The sequence below is a fragment of the Amycolatopsis sp. WAC 04169 genome (assembly GCF_003947535.1).
GTDB classification, from domain to species: Bacteria; Actinomycetota; Actinomycetes; order Mycobacteriales; family Pseudonocardiaceae; genus Amycolatopsis; species Amycolatopsis keratiniphila.
Genome location: NZ_QHJI01000005.1, coordinates 566,398 through 583,600 on the forward strand (window position 1 = coordinate 566,398; position 17,203 = coordinate 583,600).

Here is a 17,203-nt window from a genome sequence, read left to right on the forward strand (position 1 = left end):
TGCGTTGCGATGAAACCCTTTCATCGCAACGCAAGGCGCGCTAGTGGACCGACGCGACCAGCGGCTCGGGCTGACGTTGCTTCGGCACGAAAACGGTCAAGACGAGCCCCAGCAGCGCCGCACCGGCGGCGACCACGAAGCTCAGCCGGAATCCGGCCGCGGACGGGACGGAAACCCCGCCGACGGTGATCGCCAGCGACGCGAGCATGGACGCCATCACCGCGCTGGACGTCGACGTGCCGACGGAGCGCATCAGCGAGTTCAGCCCGTTCGCGGACGCGGTTTCGGTGACCGGGACCGAGCCCATGATCAGCGCGGGCATGGCCGCGTAAGCGACGCCCACTCCACCGCCGATGATGACCGACGCCGTGATCAGCTCGAAGGCGTTGTCCATCAACACGGTCGCGAAGGCATACCCGGCCGCGATGGTCGTGGCGCCGACCATCAGTGTCGTACGCGGTCCGTAGCGCTCGATGAGCCGGGCCGAAACCGGCGACAGCATGAACATGACCAGACCGTTCGGCGCGAGGCAGAGCCCGGCTTCCACCATCGTCAGGCCGAGGCCGTAGCCGGTCGACGCCGGTGCCTGCAGTAGCTGCGGGAACGACAACGCCATCGAGTACAGCGCGAAGCCGATCATGATCGACGCGAGGTTGGTGAGCAGCACCGGCCGCCGCGCGGAGACCCGCAGGTCCACGAGCGGATCCCGGCGCCGCAGCTGGTAGGCGCCCCAGATCAGCAGGATCACCACCGCGCTCCCGCCGAAGGCCAGCGTGCGGCCGCTACCCCAGCCCCATTCGCCGCCCTTGACGATCGGCAACAGCAGGCAGACCAGGCCGACGGTCAGCCCCACGGCACCGAGGTAGTCGAACGGCGCCGGTGTCTTCACCGGCGACTCCGGCACCACGAAGAGGATCAGCAGCCCGCAAACGAGCCCGAGCCCCGCCGACGCCCAGAAGAGGACGTGCCAGTCGGCGTTCTGCGCGACCAGCGCCGACACCGGGAGCCCGATGGCACCGCCGACACCGAGCGTCGAACTCATCACCGAGATCGCGGCGCCGACCCGTTCCGGGGCGAGTTCGTCGCGCATGATGCTGATGCCCAGTGGGATCGCGCCCATCGCGCAGCCCTGAAGCCCTCGGCCGACGACCATCAGCGCGAGCGAACTCGTCAGCGCCGACACCACCGAACCGGCGACCAGGAACCCCAGACTGATCAGCAGCAACCGGCGCTTGCCGTAGAGGTCGCCGAGCCTGCCGCTCACCGGCATCACCACGGCTCCGGCGATCAGGGTTGCCGTCACCACCCACGACGCGTCCGACGGGGTCGTGTCGAGCAGCCGCGGAAACGCCGGGATGAGCGGGACGACGAGCGTCTGCATGAACGAGGCCACCAGCCCGCAGGTGGCGAGCACGACCACGAAGATCCGGGGCGAAGGTGCCCGTCCGGCCGGTTTCACCATGCGCATCCCATGATCCGACCTTACACAGCACCACCCTTCCCAGTGAATGCCGGAGAGCCGGGCGTCACGCTGTACGACCCGCTCCGCCGAAGGCCCGCTAATGGCCAGGCAGCGCCCTGCCGACGTCGATCGCGGCCGCGGGCTCACCGACAGGCACTGACGGACGGGATCACAGCCAGGTGCGGACCCCGCCGTGCCCGGAGCAGGTGCCGCGGCGATTCTGGCTGTAGCTATACGAACCGTCCCGGCAGAGGGCGGTCGCGCCGTCGGCCGCACCGGGTCCGCTCGCCGGCCGATGGACGCACACGCCGTCGGTGTTGCGGTAGTAGTCGCTTCCGCATTCCACCGGGTCCGGCGCCGTCGCCTGTGTGGTCTTCGGGCGTGCCTTCGTCGGCTTCGGTTCGACCTGTTTCGGCACCTCGACAGCAGTCGTGGCCGGTGGCACGAACTGCTGAGGTGTCGGCGTAGGCGTGGTCAGGCTCGTCGGCGGTGCCCACGTGCTGATCGCCGGCGTCGGCCTCTGGCTGCTCGGCGGAGTGACCCGCCCGGTGGGCACGGTCTCAACACCGCAGGCTCCGGCGACCAAAAGTCCGATCGCCAGTGCCATGCCCAGCTTCGTTGCGCTCTTCGGCATAACGACCTCCCCAGCACCTGGTAGTGCCGCGTAGTCGGGAGATCGTTCGCCGGTGTTAACGGCGGTTGTGCGGTCAGTCGACCATCGTGCCGCAACTGATATTCAGCGCAGTCGCCGTCATGCTGCGCGCGTGGTCCGATGCGGCGAAGGCGGCCACCCTGGCGACGTCTTCGAGCGACGCCGTCCGCTTGAGCATCGTCGCGTCGACCATGTCACGGATGGCGTCTTCGAGCCCGGCGCCCGCCGGGATCGTCTCCGGGATGCCGCCGGTGCGCAGGGTCACGACGCGGATTCCCCGCGGTCCGAGCTCGCACGCCAGCCCTCGCCGCAACGCCTCCATCGCGCTGAACGCGACCTGGAGCCCACCAAGGTGATATCCCGGCAGCGGATCACCGTCGCCGCCGAACATCAGGATCACCCCGGACCCCTGCTCGATCATGTGCCGGGCGGCCGCCCGTGCGGTCAGGAAGTTCGTCCGCACCGCCGTCCGGACCGGGCTTTCCAAGTCCTCCAGCGACATTTCGACCAGCGGCGTGCCTTGGACGTCATTGTGCGTGATCACGTTCATCGAGATGTCGACACTGCCCGCCGTGGAAGCCACCGAAGCGGCATGCTCGACGATGGCGGCTTCGTCCAGCGCGTCGAATTCCGCCGTTTCCGCTTTCCCGCCCGCCGCCCGGATTTCGTCGGCCAGCGCGTCGAGCTTCTTCAGGGTGCGGCCGGTGAGGTGGACGGTCGCGCCCTCCCTGGCGAATCCGCGGGCCACCGCGCTCCCGATCCCGCCCGCCGCACCGTAGATGATCGCGTTCCTGCCTTCGAGCAACATCGCTTCCTCCTATTTGCCGTCCAAGGTGATGAGTCCTTCAGGCGCGCCCTCCAGCTGGACATCGACCCACAACGGGCGCCACGGGCGGACCTCGTGGAATCTGCGCAGTTCGGCCAGCCCGCTGAGCCAGCCCATCCACGCGCCGTACGGCGGTTTCCCGTCGGAGAATCCACTTTGGACGAAGGTCAGCTTCGTCCCGCCGCCGGAGTCCTCGAGTTCCCAAGTGGCGACGACACCGTCCTGGTAGGCGAGCGACATCTTCGAGCCGGGCACCAGATCGACGATCTTCGCCGGCGCCGGGTCGCTTTCCAGCGACCCCATCGCCCAGCTGCCGCCGACCTCGGTCTCCGCTTCGATCCGGGCGCCGAACCAGCGCGTGAACACGGCGGGATCGGCGATCGAGGAGTAGACCTCACCGCGTGGCGCGTCGATCCGCACTTCTTTGCTCATCAGCGGGGAGGTGAGGTCGCAGCGGGCGGTGAGCGGGCGTCCTTCGACGTGATCGGCGAGATTCGAGACGGAAAGCGCCCAGAACGTGTACATCAGGCCGAGTGACGAATCCGGGTCGGCCAGCATCGCGGTGTAGTCCGGCAGACCGCTCTGGCTGAACGACAAGGACGTCCCGTCCCCGTCTTCCGTCAGCGCGATCTCGACGACGGTCTCCTTCCCGCCGACGGTCCACGCGAACCGCAGGACGTTGTCCTCGGCCAGCAACAGTCGCTGGCGCGGACGATCGCCGTCCGGCGTGTAGCGGCCCCAGAACTCGTAGCGGGACGGCAGATCGACTTCCGCGTATTCGGAAAGCCACTCGCGCAGTGCCCCGGGATCGGTCAGCGCGTGCCAGACCTCGTCGATCGGCGCGCGCAGGCGCAACTGGAACCTCGTCGGTTCAGTCACGGGCATCTCCCTTCGGGTAACAGGCCACGGCGAGCTTGAAGGCGTCGCCTTCCGCTCCGCCGTAGCGGGTGAACAGATCCTGCAAAGTCGTCTTCAGTTCGTCGAGGAACTCCTGGCGCCGCTCGGGCGCCACCCGGATCTCGCCGGAAACACCGATCGACGGCAGCTCCGGCGCGGTCCGGTCGAGCGCGGCGACGTCCGCCTGGACCTCCTCCATGAGGTCCACCAGGTAGCCCAGGCTCAGCTCGTCCCGCGCCACCCGAGGGCCGAGCCGCCCGACCAGCCCGGGTGACAGCCAGTACGAACGAGCGGTCGCCTGGTACACGCCCTCACTGACGGCGCGCACCTTCCGCTCCGACACCTGCTTCACGAGACCGGCTTCCACCAGTCGTTTCACGTGGTAATAGACCCGCTGCGGCGTCTGATCCAGCACCGTCGCCACCTCGGTGCACGACCGCGGCTCCGCCAGCTGCCGCAGGACGTCCACCCGCTGCGGTTTCAGCAACGCCTCCGCCTGGTCCAGCCGATCGAGGTACTCCACATCCTTCACGACGCCACACCCTTGATCACAAAAATCAGTTTGAACGTAAAAATCCATTTTGTCAATCGGCCCGGATCGCGCTACTCTCGTCGTGTGGCGATCCTGCGGCGGTACGCGGCGGAAATCGCGGTCACCGTGGCGGTGATCGCGGGTTCCGTCGTGGTCTCGCTCGGGGACGACGCGGAGACACCGCGCAACGCGGCCGTCGGCTGGGCCTGCGTGGCACTCGCCTGCGCGTCGTTGTTCCTGCGCCGCCGGTACCCGCTCCCCGTAGCGATCTTCACCGCGGCGTGTTGCGCGGTCTACTACCCGCAGACCGATCCGGACGGGTTCGTCCTGCTCGCGTTCGCCTTCGCGCTGTACAACAACGCCTCGACCGGGCGGATACGGAGCGCGGCGGTCGTCGCGGCGGCCTCGATGGGCGGCGTCGCGATCGGCGAAGCCGGGGCCGGCGCGGCACGGCAGGTGGACAACTTCGCGTTCCTGCTGATGGCGGGCTGGTTCATCGCGCTGGTCGCGGTCGGCGCCGTGACGTACTACCGCCGGGAAGCCGAGCGCACCAAGGAGGCCGAGGCGCAGCGAAGGGCCACCGAAGAGCGTCTTCGGATCGCGCGCGAACTGCACGACGTCCTCGGCCACAACCTGGCGCTCATCAACGTCCAGGCCGGCGCGGCGCTGCACGGCAAGGATCCGGCGAAATCCGAGGAGGCGCTGACCACGATCAAACAGACCAGCAAGGAGGCGTTGCGCGAACTCCGCGCCACCCTGGGCATGCTGCGGCAGGCGGACACCCCGAGCCTGGCCAGGGTCGCCGAACTGGCCGAGTCGGCGGGCACGCACGGGCTCACCGTCCGGACCGAGATCGACGGCACGGCGACGGAGCTGCCACCCGATGTCGAACACGCCGCCTTCCGCGTGGTCCAGGAGGCGCTGACGAACGTCGCGCGCCACGCCGCCGCGAACACCGTCGTGGTGCGGATCGGCTACACGCCCCATGATGTGTCCGTGCAGATCGACGACGACGGCCGAGGAGGCGCGGCTGTACCCGGAAACGGGATCCGCGGCATGACCGAACGGGCGGAGGCACTCGGTGGCGAGCTCACCGCGGCCGCGCGCGAGGACGGCGGCTTCCGGGTACGCGCCCGGCTTCCCTTGCGGGTGAAGAAGTGATCCGGGTCCTGCTGGTCGACGATCAACGGCTGGTCCGTGCCGGCTTCAAATCCATTTTGGACGGTGAAGACGACATCAGCGTGGTCGCCGAAGCGGCCGACGGACGTGAATCCCTCGAAGCCGCGCGCGAACACGAACCCGACGTCGTCCTGATGGACATCCGGATGCCGGTGATGGACGGGCTCACCGCGACCCGGCATCTGCTCGGAGATCCGGCGCGGGCCGGGACCAAGGTCGTCATCCTCACCACCTTCGACCTCGACGAGGACGTCTACGGCGCCTTGCGCGCGGGCGCCAGCGGATTCCTGGTCAAGGACACCGAACCGGAGGAACTGATCCACGCCGTCCGGGTGGTCGCGAGGGGCGACGCGTTGCTCGCGCCGTCGATCACCCGCCGCCTGATCTCCGAGTTCGCCGGGCGAGTGGACCGGCCAAGTCCCCTCGCCCACCCTGAACCGGCTCACCGAGCGGGAACGCGAGGTGATGAGCCTCGTCGCGGCCGGACTGTCCAACGACGAGATCGCGAAGGAACTCGTGCTCAGCCCGGCGACGGCGAAGACGCACGTCAGCCGGATCATGACCAAGGTGGACGTCCGTGATCGCGCGCAGCTGGTCGTGCTGGCCTACGAATCGGGCATGGTCACCCCGCGCTGGTTGACCCCGTGACCACAACCCCGGTAGTACGGGAAGCGCCTTAGGGGTAGCCGAAAGTTGCGGCCCGGGTGCCCGCCCGAGCCCGACGATATGCGGCCGGGGAAAGCCGATGCTGTCCCGCATGGACACCAACACTCTCTCCGAGAGGCGGCCTGGGGGCGGTCTCTCGAAGCTGGCGGGCTGGTCTCAGCGCCACCGCTGGCTCGCCGTTTCGCTCTGGCTGCTCACCCTCGTCGGTGTCACGCTGGGCTCGCAGCTGGCGGGCAGCGCCTACCACGACGACCATTCCCTGCCGGGTACCGAATCCCAGCAGATCATGGACCTGTTCAAAGCACAGGCTCCCGCACAGACCGGCGCGACGGCCGAAATCGTCTTCAAGACCGAGAGCGGACTCGCGACCGCACGCGGACCGATCGACACGATGCTCGCCGAAGTGCGGAACCAGCCGCACGTGAAGTCGGTGACGAGCCCTTTCGACACCCCGTCGGCCATCTCGCGTGAGGGCACGATCGGTTACGCGGCGGTCGCTTTCGACCTGGAGTCGAAAGATCTGCCGTACGACGACATCGTGCGTGTCGTCGACACCGCGAAGAAGGCGGAGACGGCCGCGCTCCAGGTCGAACTCGGTGGCGACCCGATCAAGCGGACCAGCGGGGGCGGCGGCCCGTCGGAGGGCGTCGGGCTGCTCGCCGCGCTGGTGATCCTCGTCTTCCTGTTCCGCTCGATCCTCGCTGCCGGGCTCCCGGTGATCACGGCGATCTTCGCCGTCGGCAGCACACTCGGCGTCATCGTGCTCGTCAGCAGGTTCGTCGACATCGCGAGTTACACGGCGCCGTTGATGATGCTCGTCGGGTTCGGCGTCGGCGTGGACTACGCGCTGCTGATCTTTTCCCGCTATCGTGGTGAAATCCTCGGTGGCCTCGACCGCGATCAGGCGGCGAGGCGGGCGCTGGACACCGCGGGCCGGTCGGTGCTGTTCGCCGGTGGCACGGTGATCATCGCGTTGCTCGGCCTGCTCGCGCTCGGCCTCGGTTCGCTGCGCGGGGTCGCGCTCGCGGTCGCGCTGACCGTGCTCGTGACGATGCTGGCCTCGATCACCCTGCTTCCCGCGCTGCTCTCGCTTTTCGGGCGCCGCCTGGAAAAGGGCATCCGCAAGCACGCCGCGAAACGCGAACACGGCAAGTCGTGGGGCAAGCTCGGGGACGCGGTGCAGCGGCGGCCGATGGTGCCGCTCGCGATCGGGCTGCTCGTCCTCATCGGACTTTCGTTGCCGGCGCTCGGCATGCGCCTCGGGTTCGCCGACTCGGGCACGGATCCGGAGACGTCGACCACCCGGCAGGCCTACGACCTGATGGCGGAGGGTTTCGGCCCGGGGTTCAGCGAGCCGTTGATCGTGGTCACCGAGAACGGCGATGGCGCCGCGCTGCAACGGAAACTCGAGACCACACCGGGCATCGTCAAGGTGACGCCACCGATGGGCCAGGGCGTCACGACGGTTCTCGCCTTCCCCACGTCTTCACCGCAGGACGCGGCGACCGCCGATCTGGTGGAACGGCTGCGGACCGAGGTTCTGCCGGGACTGCCGGGCAAGTATCTGGTCGGCGGGAGTGTCGCGGCGGCGGTGGACTTCGCGGACGCCGTCGGCGACCGGTTGCCGCTGTTCGTGCTGGTGGTCGTCGGCCTGTCGGCGTTGCTGCTGATGGTCGTCTTCCGCTCGATCCTGATCCCGCTCAAGGCGGCCGTGCTGAACCTGCTGAGCATCGGCGCCGCGCTCGGCGTGATGACGGCGGTGTTCGGCGACGGCCTGTTCGGGGCGCAGGCGGGACCGATCGAGGCTTTCGTGCCGGTGCTGATCTTCGCGATCGTGTTCGGGCTTTCCATGGACTACGAGGTGTTCCTGGTGTCCCGGATGCACGAGGAGTGGCGGCGCACCGGCGACGCGCGTCATGCCGTCCGCGAGGGGCTCGCTTCCACCGGTGGGGTGATCACGGCCGCGGCGGCGATCATGATCGTGGTGTTCGGGGCGTTCCTGCTGAATCCCGACCGGATGCTGGCGCAGTTCGGGCTCGGGCTGGCGGTGGCGGTGCTGGTGGACGCGTTCGTGATCCGGTGCCTCGTGGTGCCCGCGGTGATGCGGCTGCTCGGGGAACGCGCCTGGTGGCTGCCGCGGTGGCTGGACCGGCGGTTGCCGCACGTGGCGCTGGAACCGGCGTCGCGTTAGCCCCCGGATGCCAGGAACGGTCCTTTCCTTGCAAATTTCGCAAGGAAAGGACCGTTCCTAGCATGTTAAAGCGGGCGAAGCGGCTTACTCGTAGATCTCGCCCTTCGCGGCCTTCTCGACCAGCGAAGCGGGCGGGGTGAAGTGGTCGCCGTAGCGCTCCGCGAGCTCACGCGCGCGGTCGACGAAGCCCTGCAGGCCACCCTCGTACTGGTTGATGTACTGGATGACACCACCGGTCCACGCCGGGAAGCCGATACCGAAGATCGAGCCGATGTTGGCGTCCGCGACGGTGGTGAGCACACCTTCGTCGAAGCACTTCACGGTCTCGAGCGCCTCGGCGAACAGCATGCGCTCCTTGAGGTCCTCGAAGGGAACCTCGGCGCTGCCCGACTTGAACGCGTCGCGCAGGCCCGGCCAAAGACCGGTCCGCTTGCCCGACTCGTCGTAGTCGTAGAAGCCCGAGCCGGTGGAGCGGCCCTTGCGGTCGAACTCCTCCACCATCCGGTCGATGACGCCCTCGGACGCGTGCGCGTTCCAGGTGCCGCCGGCGGCCTCGATCGCTTCGCGGGTCTCCTTGCGGATCTTGCGCGGCAGCGTCAGGGTCAGCTCGTCCATCAGCTGCAGCGGCGGGGCCGGGTACCCGGCCTGCGAACCGGCCTGCTCGATCGACGCCGGCTCGACACCCTCGCCCAGCGCGGCCACGGCCTCGTTGAGGAAGGTGCCGATGACGCGCGAGGTGAAGAAGCCGCGGCTGTCGTTGACGACGATCGGGGTCTTCTTGATCTGCAGCGTGTAGTCGAAGACCTTCGCCAGCGTGGCGGGCGAGGTCTTCTCACCGCAGATGATCTCGACCAGCGGCATCTTGTCCACCGGCGAGAAGAAGTGGATCCCGATGAAGTCCTCGGTCCGCTGGACACCCTCGGCGAGCGCGGTGATCGGCAGCGTGGAGGTGTTGGAGCCGAGCACGGCGTCGGGGTTGACGATGCCCTCGATCTCCTGGAACACCTTGTGCTTCAGCTCGACGCTCTCGAAGACGGCCTCGATCACGAAGTCGACGCCGGCGAAGTCCTCCGCCTTGTCGGTCGGCTTGATCCTGGCGAGCAGCGCGTCGGACTTCTCCTGCGTGGTCTTGCCACGGGAGAGCGCCTTCTCCTCCAGCTTGACCGCGTAGCCCTTGCCCTTTTCGGCGCCTTCGAGGGTGACGTCCTTGAGCACGACGTCGATGCCGGCCTTCGCCGAGACGTACGCGATCGCGGCACCCATCATGCCCGCGCCGACGACGCCGACCTTCTTGGCGGTGTACTTCTCGAAGCCCTCCGGGCGCGAGCCGCCCGAGTTGATGCTCTGCAGGTCGAAGAAGAACGCCTTCGTCATGTTCTTCGAGACCTGGCCGGTGGCGAGGCTGATGAAGTAGCGGGTCTCGACGGTGATCGCGGTGTCGAAGTCGACCTGCGAACCCTCGATGGCCGCGGCCAGGATCGCCCGCGGGGCCGGCATGTTGGCGCCCTTGATCTGCTTGCGCAGGTTCGCCGGGAACGCGGGCAGGTTCGCCGCGAAGCTCGGGTTCGACGGGGTGCCGCCCGGGATCTTGTAACCCTTGACGTCCCACGGCTGTACGCCGCCCTCGGGGTTGGCCTTGATCCACGCCTTCGCGGCCGGGACCAGCTCCTCGACGGTGCCGACGAGCTCGTGCACGAGGCCGAGTTCCTTGGCCTTGGCCGGGCGGTGCCGCTGGCCCTGCAGCAGCACGTTCAGCAGCGCGCTCTGGATGCCCAGCAGGCGTACGGTGCGGACCACGCCACCGCCGCCGGGGAGCAGGCCGAGGGTGACCTCAGGGAGGCCGATCTGGCTGCCCTTGACGTCGGCCGCGATGCGGTGGTGCGTCGCGAGCGCGAGTTCGAGGCCGCCGCCGAGCGCGGCGCCGTTGATGGCGGCCACGACCGGCTTGCCCAGCTGCTCGAGCCGGCGCATCTGGCCCTTCATCAGGGAGCTGCTCTGGGTGATCTCGGCGGCGTGCTCCGGCTTGGCCTGGATCAGGTCGTTGAGGTCGCCACCGGCGAAGAAGGTCTTCTTGGCCGAGGTCAGGACGACACCGGTGATGTTGTCCTTCTCCGCCTCCAGGCGATCGACGACGACGCCGAGCGACTCGCGGAAGTCGGCGTTCATCGTGTTGGCGGACTGCTTCGGGTCGTCCAGGGTGAGCACGACGATGCCGTCGGCGTCCTGCTCCCAGCGGATGGTCTTCGCTTCAGTCATTGTCTCTTCCTCAGACCCGCTCGATGATGGTCGCGACGCCCATGCCGCCGCCGATGCACAGGGTGACCAGGGCGCGGCGCGCCTGACGACGCTCCAGCTCGTCGACGACGGTGCCGACCAGCATCGCGCCGGTGGCGCCCAGCGGATGCCCCATCGCGATGGCGCCGCCGTTGACGTTGACCTTCTCCTCGTCGAGGTGCAGGTCCTTGATCCACTTGAGGACGACCGAGGCGAAGGCCTCGTTCAGCTCCCACAGGTCGATGTCGTCCGGGGTGAGGCCGGCGATCTTGAGGACCTTCTCGGTGGCCGGGGTCGGACCGGTGAGCATGATCGTGGGCTCGGAGCCGACGGTCGCGGTCGCCACGATGCGGGCGCGCGGGGTCAGGCCGAAGTCCTTGCCGATCTGCTCGTTGCCGACCAGGACCAGCGCGGCGCCGTCGACGATGCCGGACGAGTTGCCGCCGGTGTGGACGTGGTCGATCTTCTCGACTGAGTGGTACTTCTGCAGCGCGACGGCGTCGAAGCCGCCCAGCTCGCCGATACCGGCGAAGGCGGGCTTGAGCTTGCCGAGGCCCTCGATGGTGCTGCCCGGGCGACGGTGCTCGTCGTGGTCGAGGATCGTGACGCCGTTGATGTCCTTCACCGGGACGACGGACTTCGCGAAGTAGCCGCCGGACCAGGCCGCTTCGGCCTTCTCCTGCGAACGCACGGCCCACGCGTCGACGTCCTCGCGGGAGAAGCCCTCGATGGTCGCGATCAGGTCGGCGCCGGTGCCCTGCGGGACGATGTAGTTGTCGTACGCGGTGGCGGGGTCCATGAACAGCGCGCCGCCGTCGGAGCCCATCGGCACCCGCGACATCGACTCGACACCGCCGGCGATGATCAGCTGGTCCCAGCCGGAGCGCACCTTCTGCGCGGCGGTGTTGGTGGCTTCGAGGCCGGAGGCGCAGAAGCGGTTCAGCTGTACACCGGCGACGGTCTCGGGAAGGCCCGCGTTCAGCGCGGCGGTGCGCGCGATCACGGCGCCCTGCTCGCCGACCGGGGACACGACGCCGAGGACGATGTCGTCGATCACGGCGGGGTCGAGGTTCGGGTGCCGGACCTTCAGTTCTTCGATGAGGCCGACCACGAGATCGACCGGCTTGGTGCCGTGGAGGGCACCACCCTTGTTCTTGCCGCGAGGCGTACGGATCGCCTCGTAGATGTAGGCCTCGCTACTCACAGAAAAACTCCTCCGCGTACGGCGCTGTATCAAGATGAAACGTACCGGCCAGTAGTCATGCTAATGCCGATTAACATAAACCGCGATAACCCCATGGTGTCAATGGGTTGCGATGCACGCAACCGGCGCTATCGTGGGTTCACCTATGGATCACCCGACCGAGCGTTCCCCGCGACCGCGCGACCGCAAGGCCCAGCTGGCCGGCCTCGCCGCGGAGCTCTTTCGCGCCCGCGGGTTCCACGGCGTCGGCATCAACGACATCGCCGCCGCGGCCGGGATCACCGGGCCCGCGCTGTACCGGCATTTCGCGGACAAGCAGGCCGTGCTGTCCTACGTCGTGCTGTCCGGCATCGACGACATGGAGGCGGCCACCACCGAGACGCTCGCCGACGGTCTTCCCATTCCCGCCCAGGTCAACGCCCTGTTGGGCACCCTCGCGGCGCAGGCGGTGGAGCGGCGCGAGGTCGCCGCGCTGTGGCGCTGGGAGGGCAGGCATCTGCCCCGGGAGGAACGGCGTGAGATCCGCCGCCGGTCCGGCGCGGTACTCGAAGCGTGGTCCAAGGCGCTGCGCGCGTTGCGGCCGGAACTGACCGCCGACGACGCCGAGTTGCTGTGCTGGGCGGGGCTGAGCGTGTTCGGCAGTGTCTCCGTGCATCACACGTCGGTGGCGAAGAAACGCTTCGCGCAGATCCTGGTACAGCTGGCGGAGTCGGTGCTGCATGTCACACTCCCCGAACCCGAGGAGACGCCGGAGGAGACGCCGTCGATGGCGCTCGGCGAGCCGTCCCGCCGCGAGCAGATCCTCGCCGCCGCGACCGAGCTGTTCGGGCAACGCGGCTTCCGCTCGGTGAGCATGGAGGAGATCGGCGCGGCGGCCGGGATCGCCGGGCCCAGCGTGTACCGGCACTTCCCCAGCAAGGCCGCGCTGATGGTGGCGATCGGGCATCGAGCGGCCGACCGGCTGGCGCTCGCCGCGGAACGCGCGTTGCGGACCGACGACGAACGCGACGCGCTCCGCAGGCTCGCGGCGTCCTATGTGCACACCCTGCTGCGCACGCCCGAGCTGCTGGTGTCGTTCTCCGGCAGCCCCATGGAGCTGCCGGAACGCGACAAGGCGGATCTGATCCGGGTCCAGCGTGACTACGTCGCGCGCTGGATCGCGCTGACATCGGAAGTCCATCCGGAACTGAGCCTGCGTGAAGTGAAGATCACCGTGCACGCGGCGCTGACCATCGCGAACGACCTCGCGCGCACCCGGCGGGTCAACGGCCGCCCGAACTTCGAGGCCGAGCTGACCGCGCTGACGCACGCCGTCCTGAAAGTCAGCTCTTAGCAAACTCGCGTGTTCCGCAAAGGCCCGCCGGGCACGATATGCGCGTGCCCACGAAACGCGGCCTGCATCTGGTGACCCGGGACGAAGACCACAAGGTCACCACGCTGGAGCTCTTCTTCGACCTGGTCTTCGTCTACGCCATCACCCAGACCACGCAGCTGATGGCCGACCGCCTCAGCCCGCTCGGCATCGGACAGGGCGTGGCGATGATCGCCGTGCTGTGGTGGTGCTGGTGCGCCTACGCCTGGCTGGCCAACACCCTGCACGTCGACCGCGGCATCGCCCAGCTCGCGATGTTCGCCGCGATGGGGACGATGTTCCTGGTCTCGCTGACCATCCCGGAGGCGTTCACCGATCTGCCCGGCGGCCTGTACGCGCCACTGATGTTCGTCGGCTGCTACTTCCTGGTTCGGCTGCTGCATCTCACCGCGTACTTCGGCGCCGCGCGGACCGATCCGGAGCTGCGCAAGGTCGTCCTGAAGATGTTCGTCGGACTGCTGCCGAGCGTCGCGCTGCTGACCGTCGCGGCCTTCTTCTCGGGCTGGGTGCAGCTCGGCATCTGGGCGGTCGCGCTGCTCGCCGACTACGTCAACGTCTTCCGGACCCGCTCCTCGGACTGGCGGCTGCACCAGCTCGGCCACTTCGCCGAGCGGTTCGGGCTGATCGTGATCATCGCGCTCGGCGAGTCGATCGTGGCGATCGGCATCGGGATCAGCTCGTACCCGATGTCGTGGCCGATCACGCTGGCCGCCGTCTTCGGGCTAACGCTCGCTTCGGCGATGTGGTGGATGTACTTCGCCGTCGTCTCGCACGTTTCCGAGCACAACCTGAAGCGCGCCGAGGGCGTCGAGCGGGTGCGGATCGGGACGGACACGTACACGTTCCTGCACCTCCCGCTCATCGCCGGGATCGTGCTCGTGGCACTGGGGCTGAAGAAGTCGCTGCTGTACGTGTCCGACACCGAGCACCACAGCCTTTCCGACGGTCTGCACGGGACGCCGATCTGGGCGCTCACCGGCGGGCTCGCGCTGTACCTGATCGCGTTGAGCGGGCTTCGGCGGCGGAATCTGGGCTCGTGGAACGTGCAGCGGCTGGTGCTCGCGGTGCTCCTGCTGGCGGCGACGCCGTTGCTGGAGCTCGTGCCGGCGATCGTGCTGGTCGGCGCGGTGGCACTGGCGGCGGTGGCGCTGGTGCTGTTCGAGAGGCGCAAGCTTGTGAGTAATCCGGGACTTCTCCACCCCCGGAATCACTCATCGGCGTGACGTTCGCCTCCCCCGTGGTGGCGCATCCGCCCGAGGAGAGTTAACCTACTCACGAGTAGGTAAGCGAGGCAGGGAGACTCACCGTGGGTGCGCCTAGGAAACGAGACGCGATGGGCCTTGGCCTGTCCGCGCTCACCCGGCTGGCCGGGAGCAAGGTCATTGAACGGGCCGGACTTCGGAAGCCCGTGCAGAACCTGGTCAGTGCCGGGACGCGCAACGGCTTCCGGGTCGCGGGCGCGGCGGGACGGACCTTCAAATCCGCCAAGAAGCTCGGCAAGCCCGCGCGGCTCGCGCCTGCCGAGGACACAGGACTGTTCGACCTCACCCCGAGTGAGGACCAGCAGCTCATCGTCGAGACCGTGACGGAGTTCGCGGCCGAGCAGCTGCGGCCCGCCGCGGCCGACGCCGACGCGAAGCTCCAGGCCCCCGAGGGTCTGCTGAGCCGCGCCGCCGAACTCGGCATCACGCTCGTCGGCATCCCCGAGGAGCTGGGCGGCGTCGGCACCGAGCGGTCGGTGGTCACGAACGCGCTGGTCGCCGAGGCCCTCGCGCACGGCGACCTGGGGCTCGCGGTCGCGGTGCTCGCGCCGTCCGCGGTCAGCACCGCGCTGGTGTCCTACGGCGACGAGCAGCAGCAGGCGGACTACCTGCCCGCGTTCGTCGGCGAGAACGTCCCGGCCGCGGCGCTCGCGCTGCAGGAGCGCACCGCGCTGTTCGACCCGTTCAAGCCGGCCACCAAGGCCCGCCGCACGCCGAAGGGCTACCAGCTCGACGGCGTGAAGTCGCTGGTCCCCCGGGCGGCGGACGCCGAACTGTTCATCGTGTCGGCCGACCTCGAAGGCCGCGGCCCGGCGCTGTTCCTCGTCGAGTCTTCGAACTCCGGTGTCACCATCGAGTCCGAACCGGCGATGGGCCTGCGCGGCGCGGCGACCGGGAAACTGCACCTGGAGAAGGTCGCGCTGCCCGCCGGAGCGTTGCTCGGCGGCGGCAAGGCCGAGGTCTTCACCGAGGTCGTCCGGCTCTCGCGGCTCGGCTGGGCCGCGCTGGCCGCCGGTACCGCGAAGGCCGTCCTCGACTACGTGGTGCCGTATGTCAACGAGCGCAAGGCGTTCGGCGAACCGGTGAGCCACCGCCAAGCCGTCGCGTTCTCGGTGGCCGACATCGCGATCGAGCTGGAAGGGCTGCGGCTGGTGACGTTGCGCGCCGCTTCTCGCGCCGAACAGGGCAAGCCGTACGCCCGCGAGGTCGCGCTGGCCCGGAAACTGGCCGCCGACAAGGGAATGCAGATCGGCAGCGCCGGGGTGCAGCTGCTCGGCGGGCACGGCTTCGTCAAGGAGCACCCGGTCGAGCGCTGGTACCGCGACCTCCGTGCGATCGGCGTCATGGAAGGCGCCGTCCTTCTCTAGGACTTTCGAAAGGCAATCATGATCAACCTTGAGGTTCCGAAGAAGGCCGGCACCCTGATCAACCAGGCGTACCAGGCCGCGGCCGAGGTGTTCCGGCCGATCTCGCGCAAATACGACCGCGCCGAGCACACCTACCCGGCCGAACTGGACATGTTCGCCGCGCTGCTGGACGGGCTGAACTCCTCCGGCGAGGGCGGCGCGGGCGCGGCGGGGGTCCGCCGGTCCGAGAAGAACGAGAAACCGGGCAACCGCAACGGTTCCAACCTCAACATCGTGCTCGGCACGATCGAGATGTGCTGGGGCGACGTCGGTCTGCTGCTGTCCATGCCGCGCCAAGGGCTCGGCAACGCCGCCATCGGTTCGGTCGCCACCGACGAGCAGCTCAAGAAGTTCTCCGGGCTGTGGGCCGCGATGGCGATCACCGAACCGGACTGCGGCTCGGACTCCGCCGCGATCACCGCGACCGCGCGCCTCGACGGCGACGAGTACGTGATCAACGGCGAGAAGATCTTCGTGACCGCGGGCGAGCGCGCCGACGCCGTAGTCGTCTGGGCCACCCTGGACAAGACGAAGGGCCGCGCGGCGATCAAGTCGTTCGTCGTCGAGAAGGGCACGCCCGGCTTCGAGGTGGTGCGCGTCGAGCACAAGCTCGGCATCCGCGCCTCCGACACCGCCGTGCTGCGCTTCGAGAACGTCCGCGTGCCGAAAGAGAATCTCCTCGGCACGCCGGAGATCGACACCGCCAAGGGTTTCGCCGGGGTCATGCAGACCTTCGACAACACCCGTCCGCTGGTCGCCGCGATGGCCATCGGTGTCGCCCGCGCGGCGCTGGAAGAGACCCGGAAGATCCTCACCGACGCCGGGGTGACCATCGACTACGACAAGCCCGTCCACAGCCAGCACGCGGCGGCCGCCACGTTCCTGCAGCTGGAGGCGGACTACGAGTCGGCGTACCTGCTGACCATGGAGTCGGCCTGGATGGCGGACAACCGCAAGCCGAACTCGCTGCAGGCCTCGATGGCCAAGGCGAAGGCGGGCCGGTCGGTCGTCGAGATCACGCTGAAATGCGTCGAGCTGGCCGGAACCCTGGGCTACACCGAGGAATCGCTGCTGGAGAAGTGGAGCCGGGACGCGAAGATCCTGGACATCTTCGAAGGCACGCAACAGATCCAGCAGCTGATCGTGGCGCGCCGGATCCTGGGCAAGACGAGCGCGGAGCTCAAGTAAGAACCGAGGCTCGCATGACCGGGTGCCGACTGCGCCCGGGGGTTGCGAAAGCCACTTTCGGGACATCAGACGTCGCGAAAGTGGCTTTCGCG

General features: G+C 68.5%; 13 protein-coding genes and 1 pseudogene. 7 read left to right on the forward strand and 7 right to left on the reverse strand.

Annotation, left to right across the window (positions count from 1 at the left end; translation table 11 throughout):
- Positions 1–40 precede the first annotated feature (40 nt).
- The 5 genes from DMC61_RS15405 to DMC61_RS15425 all read right to left on the reverse strand — a co-directional run bounded on the left by DMC61_RS15405 (position 41) and on the right by DMC61_RS15425 (position 4,369).
- A complete protein-coding gene (locus DMC61_RS15405) occupies positions 41–1,468 on the reverse strand; it encodes an MFS transporter (protein WP_125689839.1) in 1,428 nt (475 codons plus the stop codon).
- A 163-nt stretch (positions 1,469–1,631) separates the two neighbouring features.
- Positions 1,632–2,096, reverse strand: a complete 465-nt coding sequence (locus tag DMC61_RS41420) for a DUF3761 domain-containing protein (protein ID WP_233594814.1) — start codon at positions 2,094–2,096, stop codon at positions 1,632–1,634.
- 73 nt (positions 2,097–2,169) lie between these two features.
- Positions 2,170–2,922 carry an SDR family NAD(P)-dependent oxidoreductase gene (locus DMC61_RS15415; RefSeq protein WP_125689840.1) on the reverse strand — a complete coding sequence of 251 codons (753 nt, stop codon included), beginning with the start codon at positions 2,920–2,922 and terminating at the stop codon, positions 2,170–2,172.
- Positions 2,923–2,931: 9 nt separating this feature from the next.
- The gene (locus DMC61_RS15420; RefSeq protein ID WP_233594815.1) at positions 2,932–3,819 is read right to left on the reverse strand and encodes an SRPBCC family protein; all 888 of its coding nucleotides are present in this window, start codon (positions 3,817–3,819) and stop codon (positions 2,932–2,934) included.
- Positions 3,812–4,369 (reverse strand): transcriptional regulator, encoded by a 558-nt coding sequence (locus tag DMC61_RS15425; RefSeq protein ID WP_063271587.1) that lies wholly within the window; start codon positions 4,367–4,369, stop codon positions 3,812–3,814. Before DMC61_RS15425 ends, DMC61_RS15420 begins: the two co-directional genes overlap by 8 nt.
- 84 nt (positions 4,370–4,453) lie before the next feature.
- Between DMC61_RS15425 and DMC61_RS15430 the strand changes: the two genes are divergently transcribed.
- From DMC61_RS15430 to DMC61_RS15440, 3 genes and pseudogenes are all read left to right on the forward strand, one after another.
- The gene (locus DMC61_RS15430; RefSeq protein ID WP_125689842.1) at positions 4,454–5,530 is read left to right on the forward strand and encodes a sensor histidine kinase; all 1,077 of its coding nucleotides are present in this window, start codon (positions 4,454–4,456) and stop codon (positions 5,528–5,530) included.
- Positions 5,527–6,196: pseudogene (locus DMC61_RS15435) on the forward strand (response regulator). The gene DMC61_RS15430 and the pseudogene DMC61_RS15435 overlap by 4 nt, the downstream one beginning before the upstream one ends.
- A 109-nt stretch (positions 6,197–6,305) precedes the next feature.
- Entirely contained in the window at positions 6,306–8,405 is a 2,100-nt protein-coding gene (locus DMC61_RS15440; RefSeq protein WP_125689843.1) for an MMPL family transporter, read from the forward strand.
- A gap of 84 nt (positions 8,406–8,489) precedes the next feature.
- Here DMC61_RS15440 and DMC61_RS15445 read toward each other — a convergent pair whose 3' ends face one another.
- Positions 8,490–10,661, reverse strand: a complete 2,172-nt coding sequence (locus DMC61_RS15445; protein ID WP_125689844.1) for a 3-hydroxyacyl-CoA dehydrogenase NAD-binding domain-containing protein — start codon at positions 10,659–10,661, stop codon at positions 8,490–8,492.
- A 10-nt stretch (positions 10,662–10,671) separates the two neighbouring features.
- Entirely contained in the window at positions 10,672–11,883 is a 1,212-nt protein-coding gene (locus DMC61_RS15450) for an acetyl-CoA C-acetyltransferase (RefSeq protein ID WP_125689845.1), read from the reverse strand.
- Between the two features lie 145 nt (positions 11,884–12,028).
- On the opposite strand from DMC61_RS15450, the gene DMC61_RS15455 reads away from it, so the two are divergent.
- The 4 genes from DMC61_RS15455 (at position 12,029) to DMC61_RS15470 (ending at position 17,111) form a co-directional block, all read left to right on the forward strand.
- The gene (locus DMC61_RS15455) at positions 12,029–13,216 is read left to right on the forward strand and encodes a TetR/AcrR family transcriptional regulator (protein ID WP_125689846.1); all 1,188 of its coding nucleotides are present in this window, start codon (positions 12,029–12,031) and stop codon (positions 13,214–13,216) included.
- 38 nt (positions 13,217–13,254) lie between these two features.
- A complete protein-coding gene (locus DMC61_RS15460) occupies positions 13,255–14,478 on the forward strand; it encodes a low temperature requirement protein A (RefSeq protein ID WP_125689847.1) in 1,224 nt (407 codons plus the stop codon).
- A gap of 110 nt (positions 14,479–14,588) precedes the next feature.
- On the forward strand, positions 14,589–15,884 hold the full coding sequence (locus DMC61_RS15465) for an acyl-CoA dehydrogenase family protein (protein WP_037341167.1): 1,296 nt from the start codon (positions 14,589–14,591) through the stop codon (positions 15,882–15,884).
- Between the two features lie 18 nt (positions 15,885–15,902).
- Complete coding sequence (locus tag DMC61_RS15470) at positions 15,903–17,111, forward strand: acyl-CoA dehydrogenase family protein (RefSeq protein WP_016337016.1); 1,209 nt, start codon at positions 15,903–15,905, stop codon at positions 17,109–17,111.
- Positions 17,112–17,203: the final 92 nt, after the last annotated feature.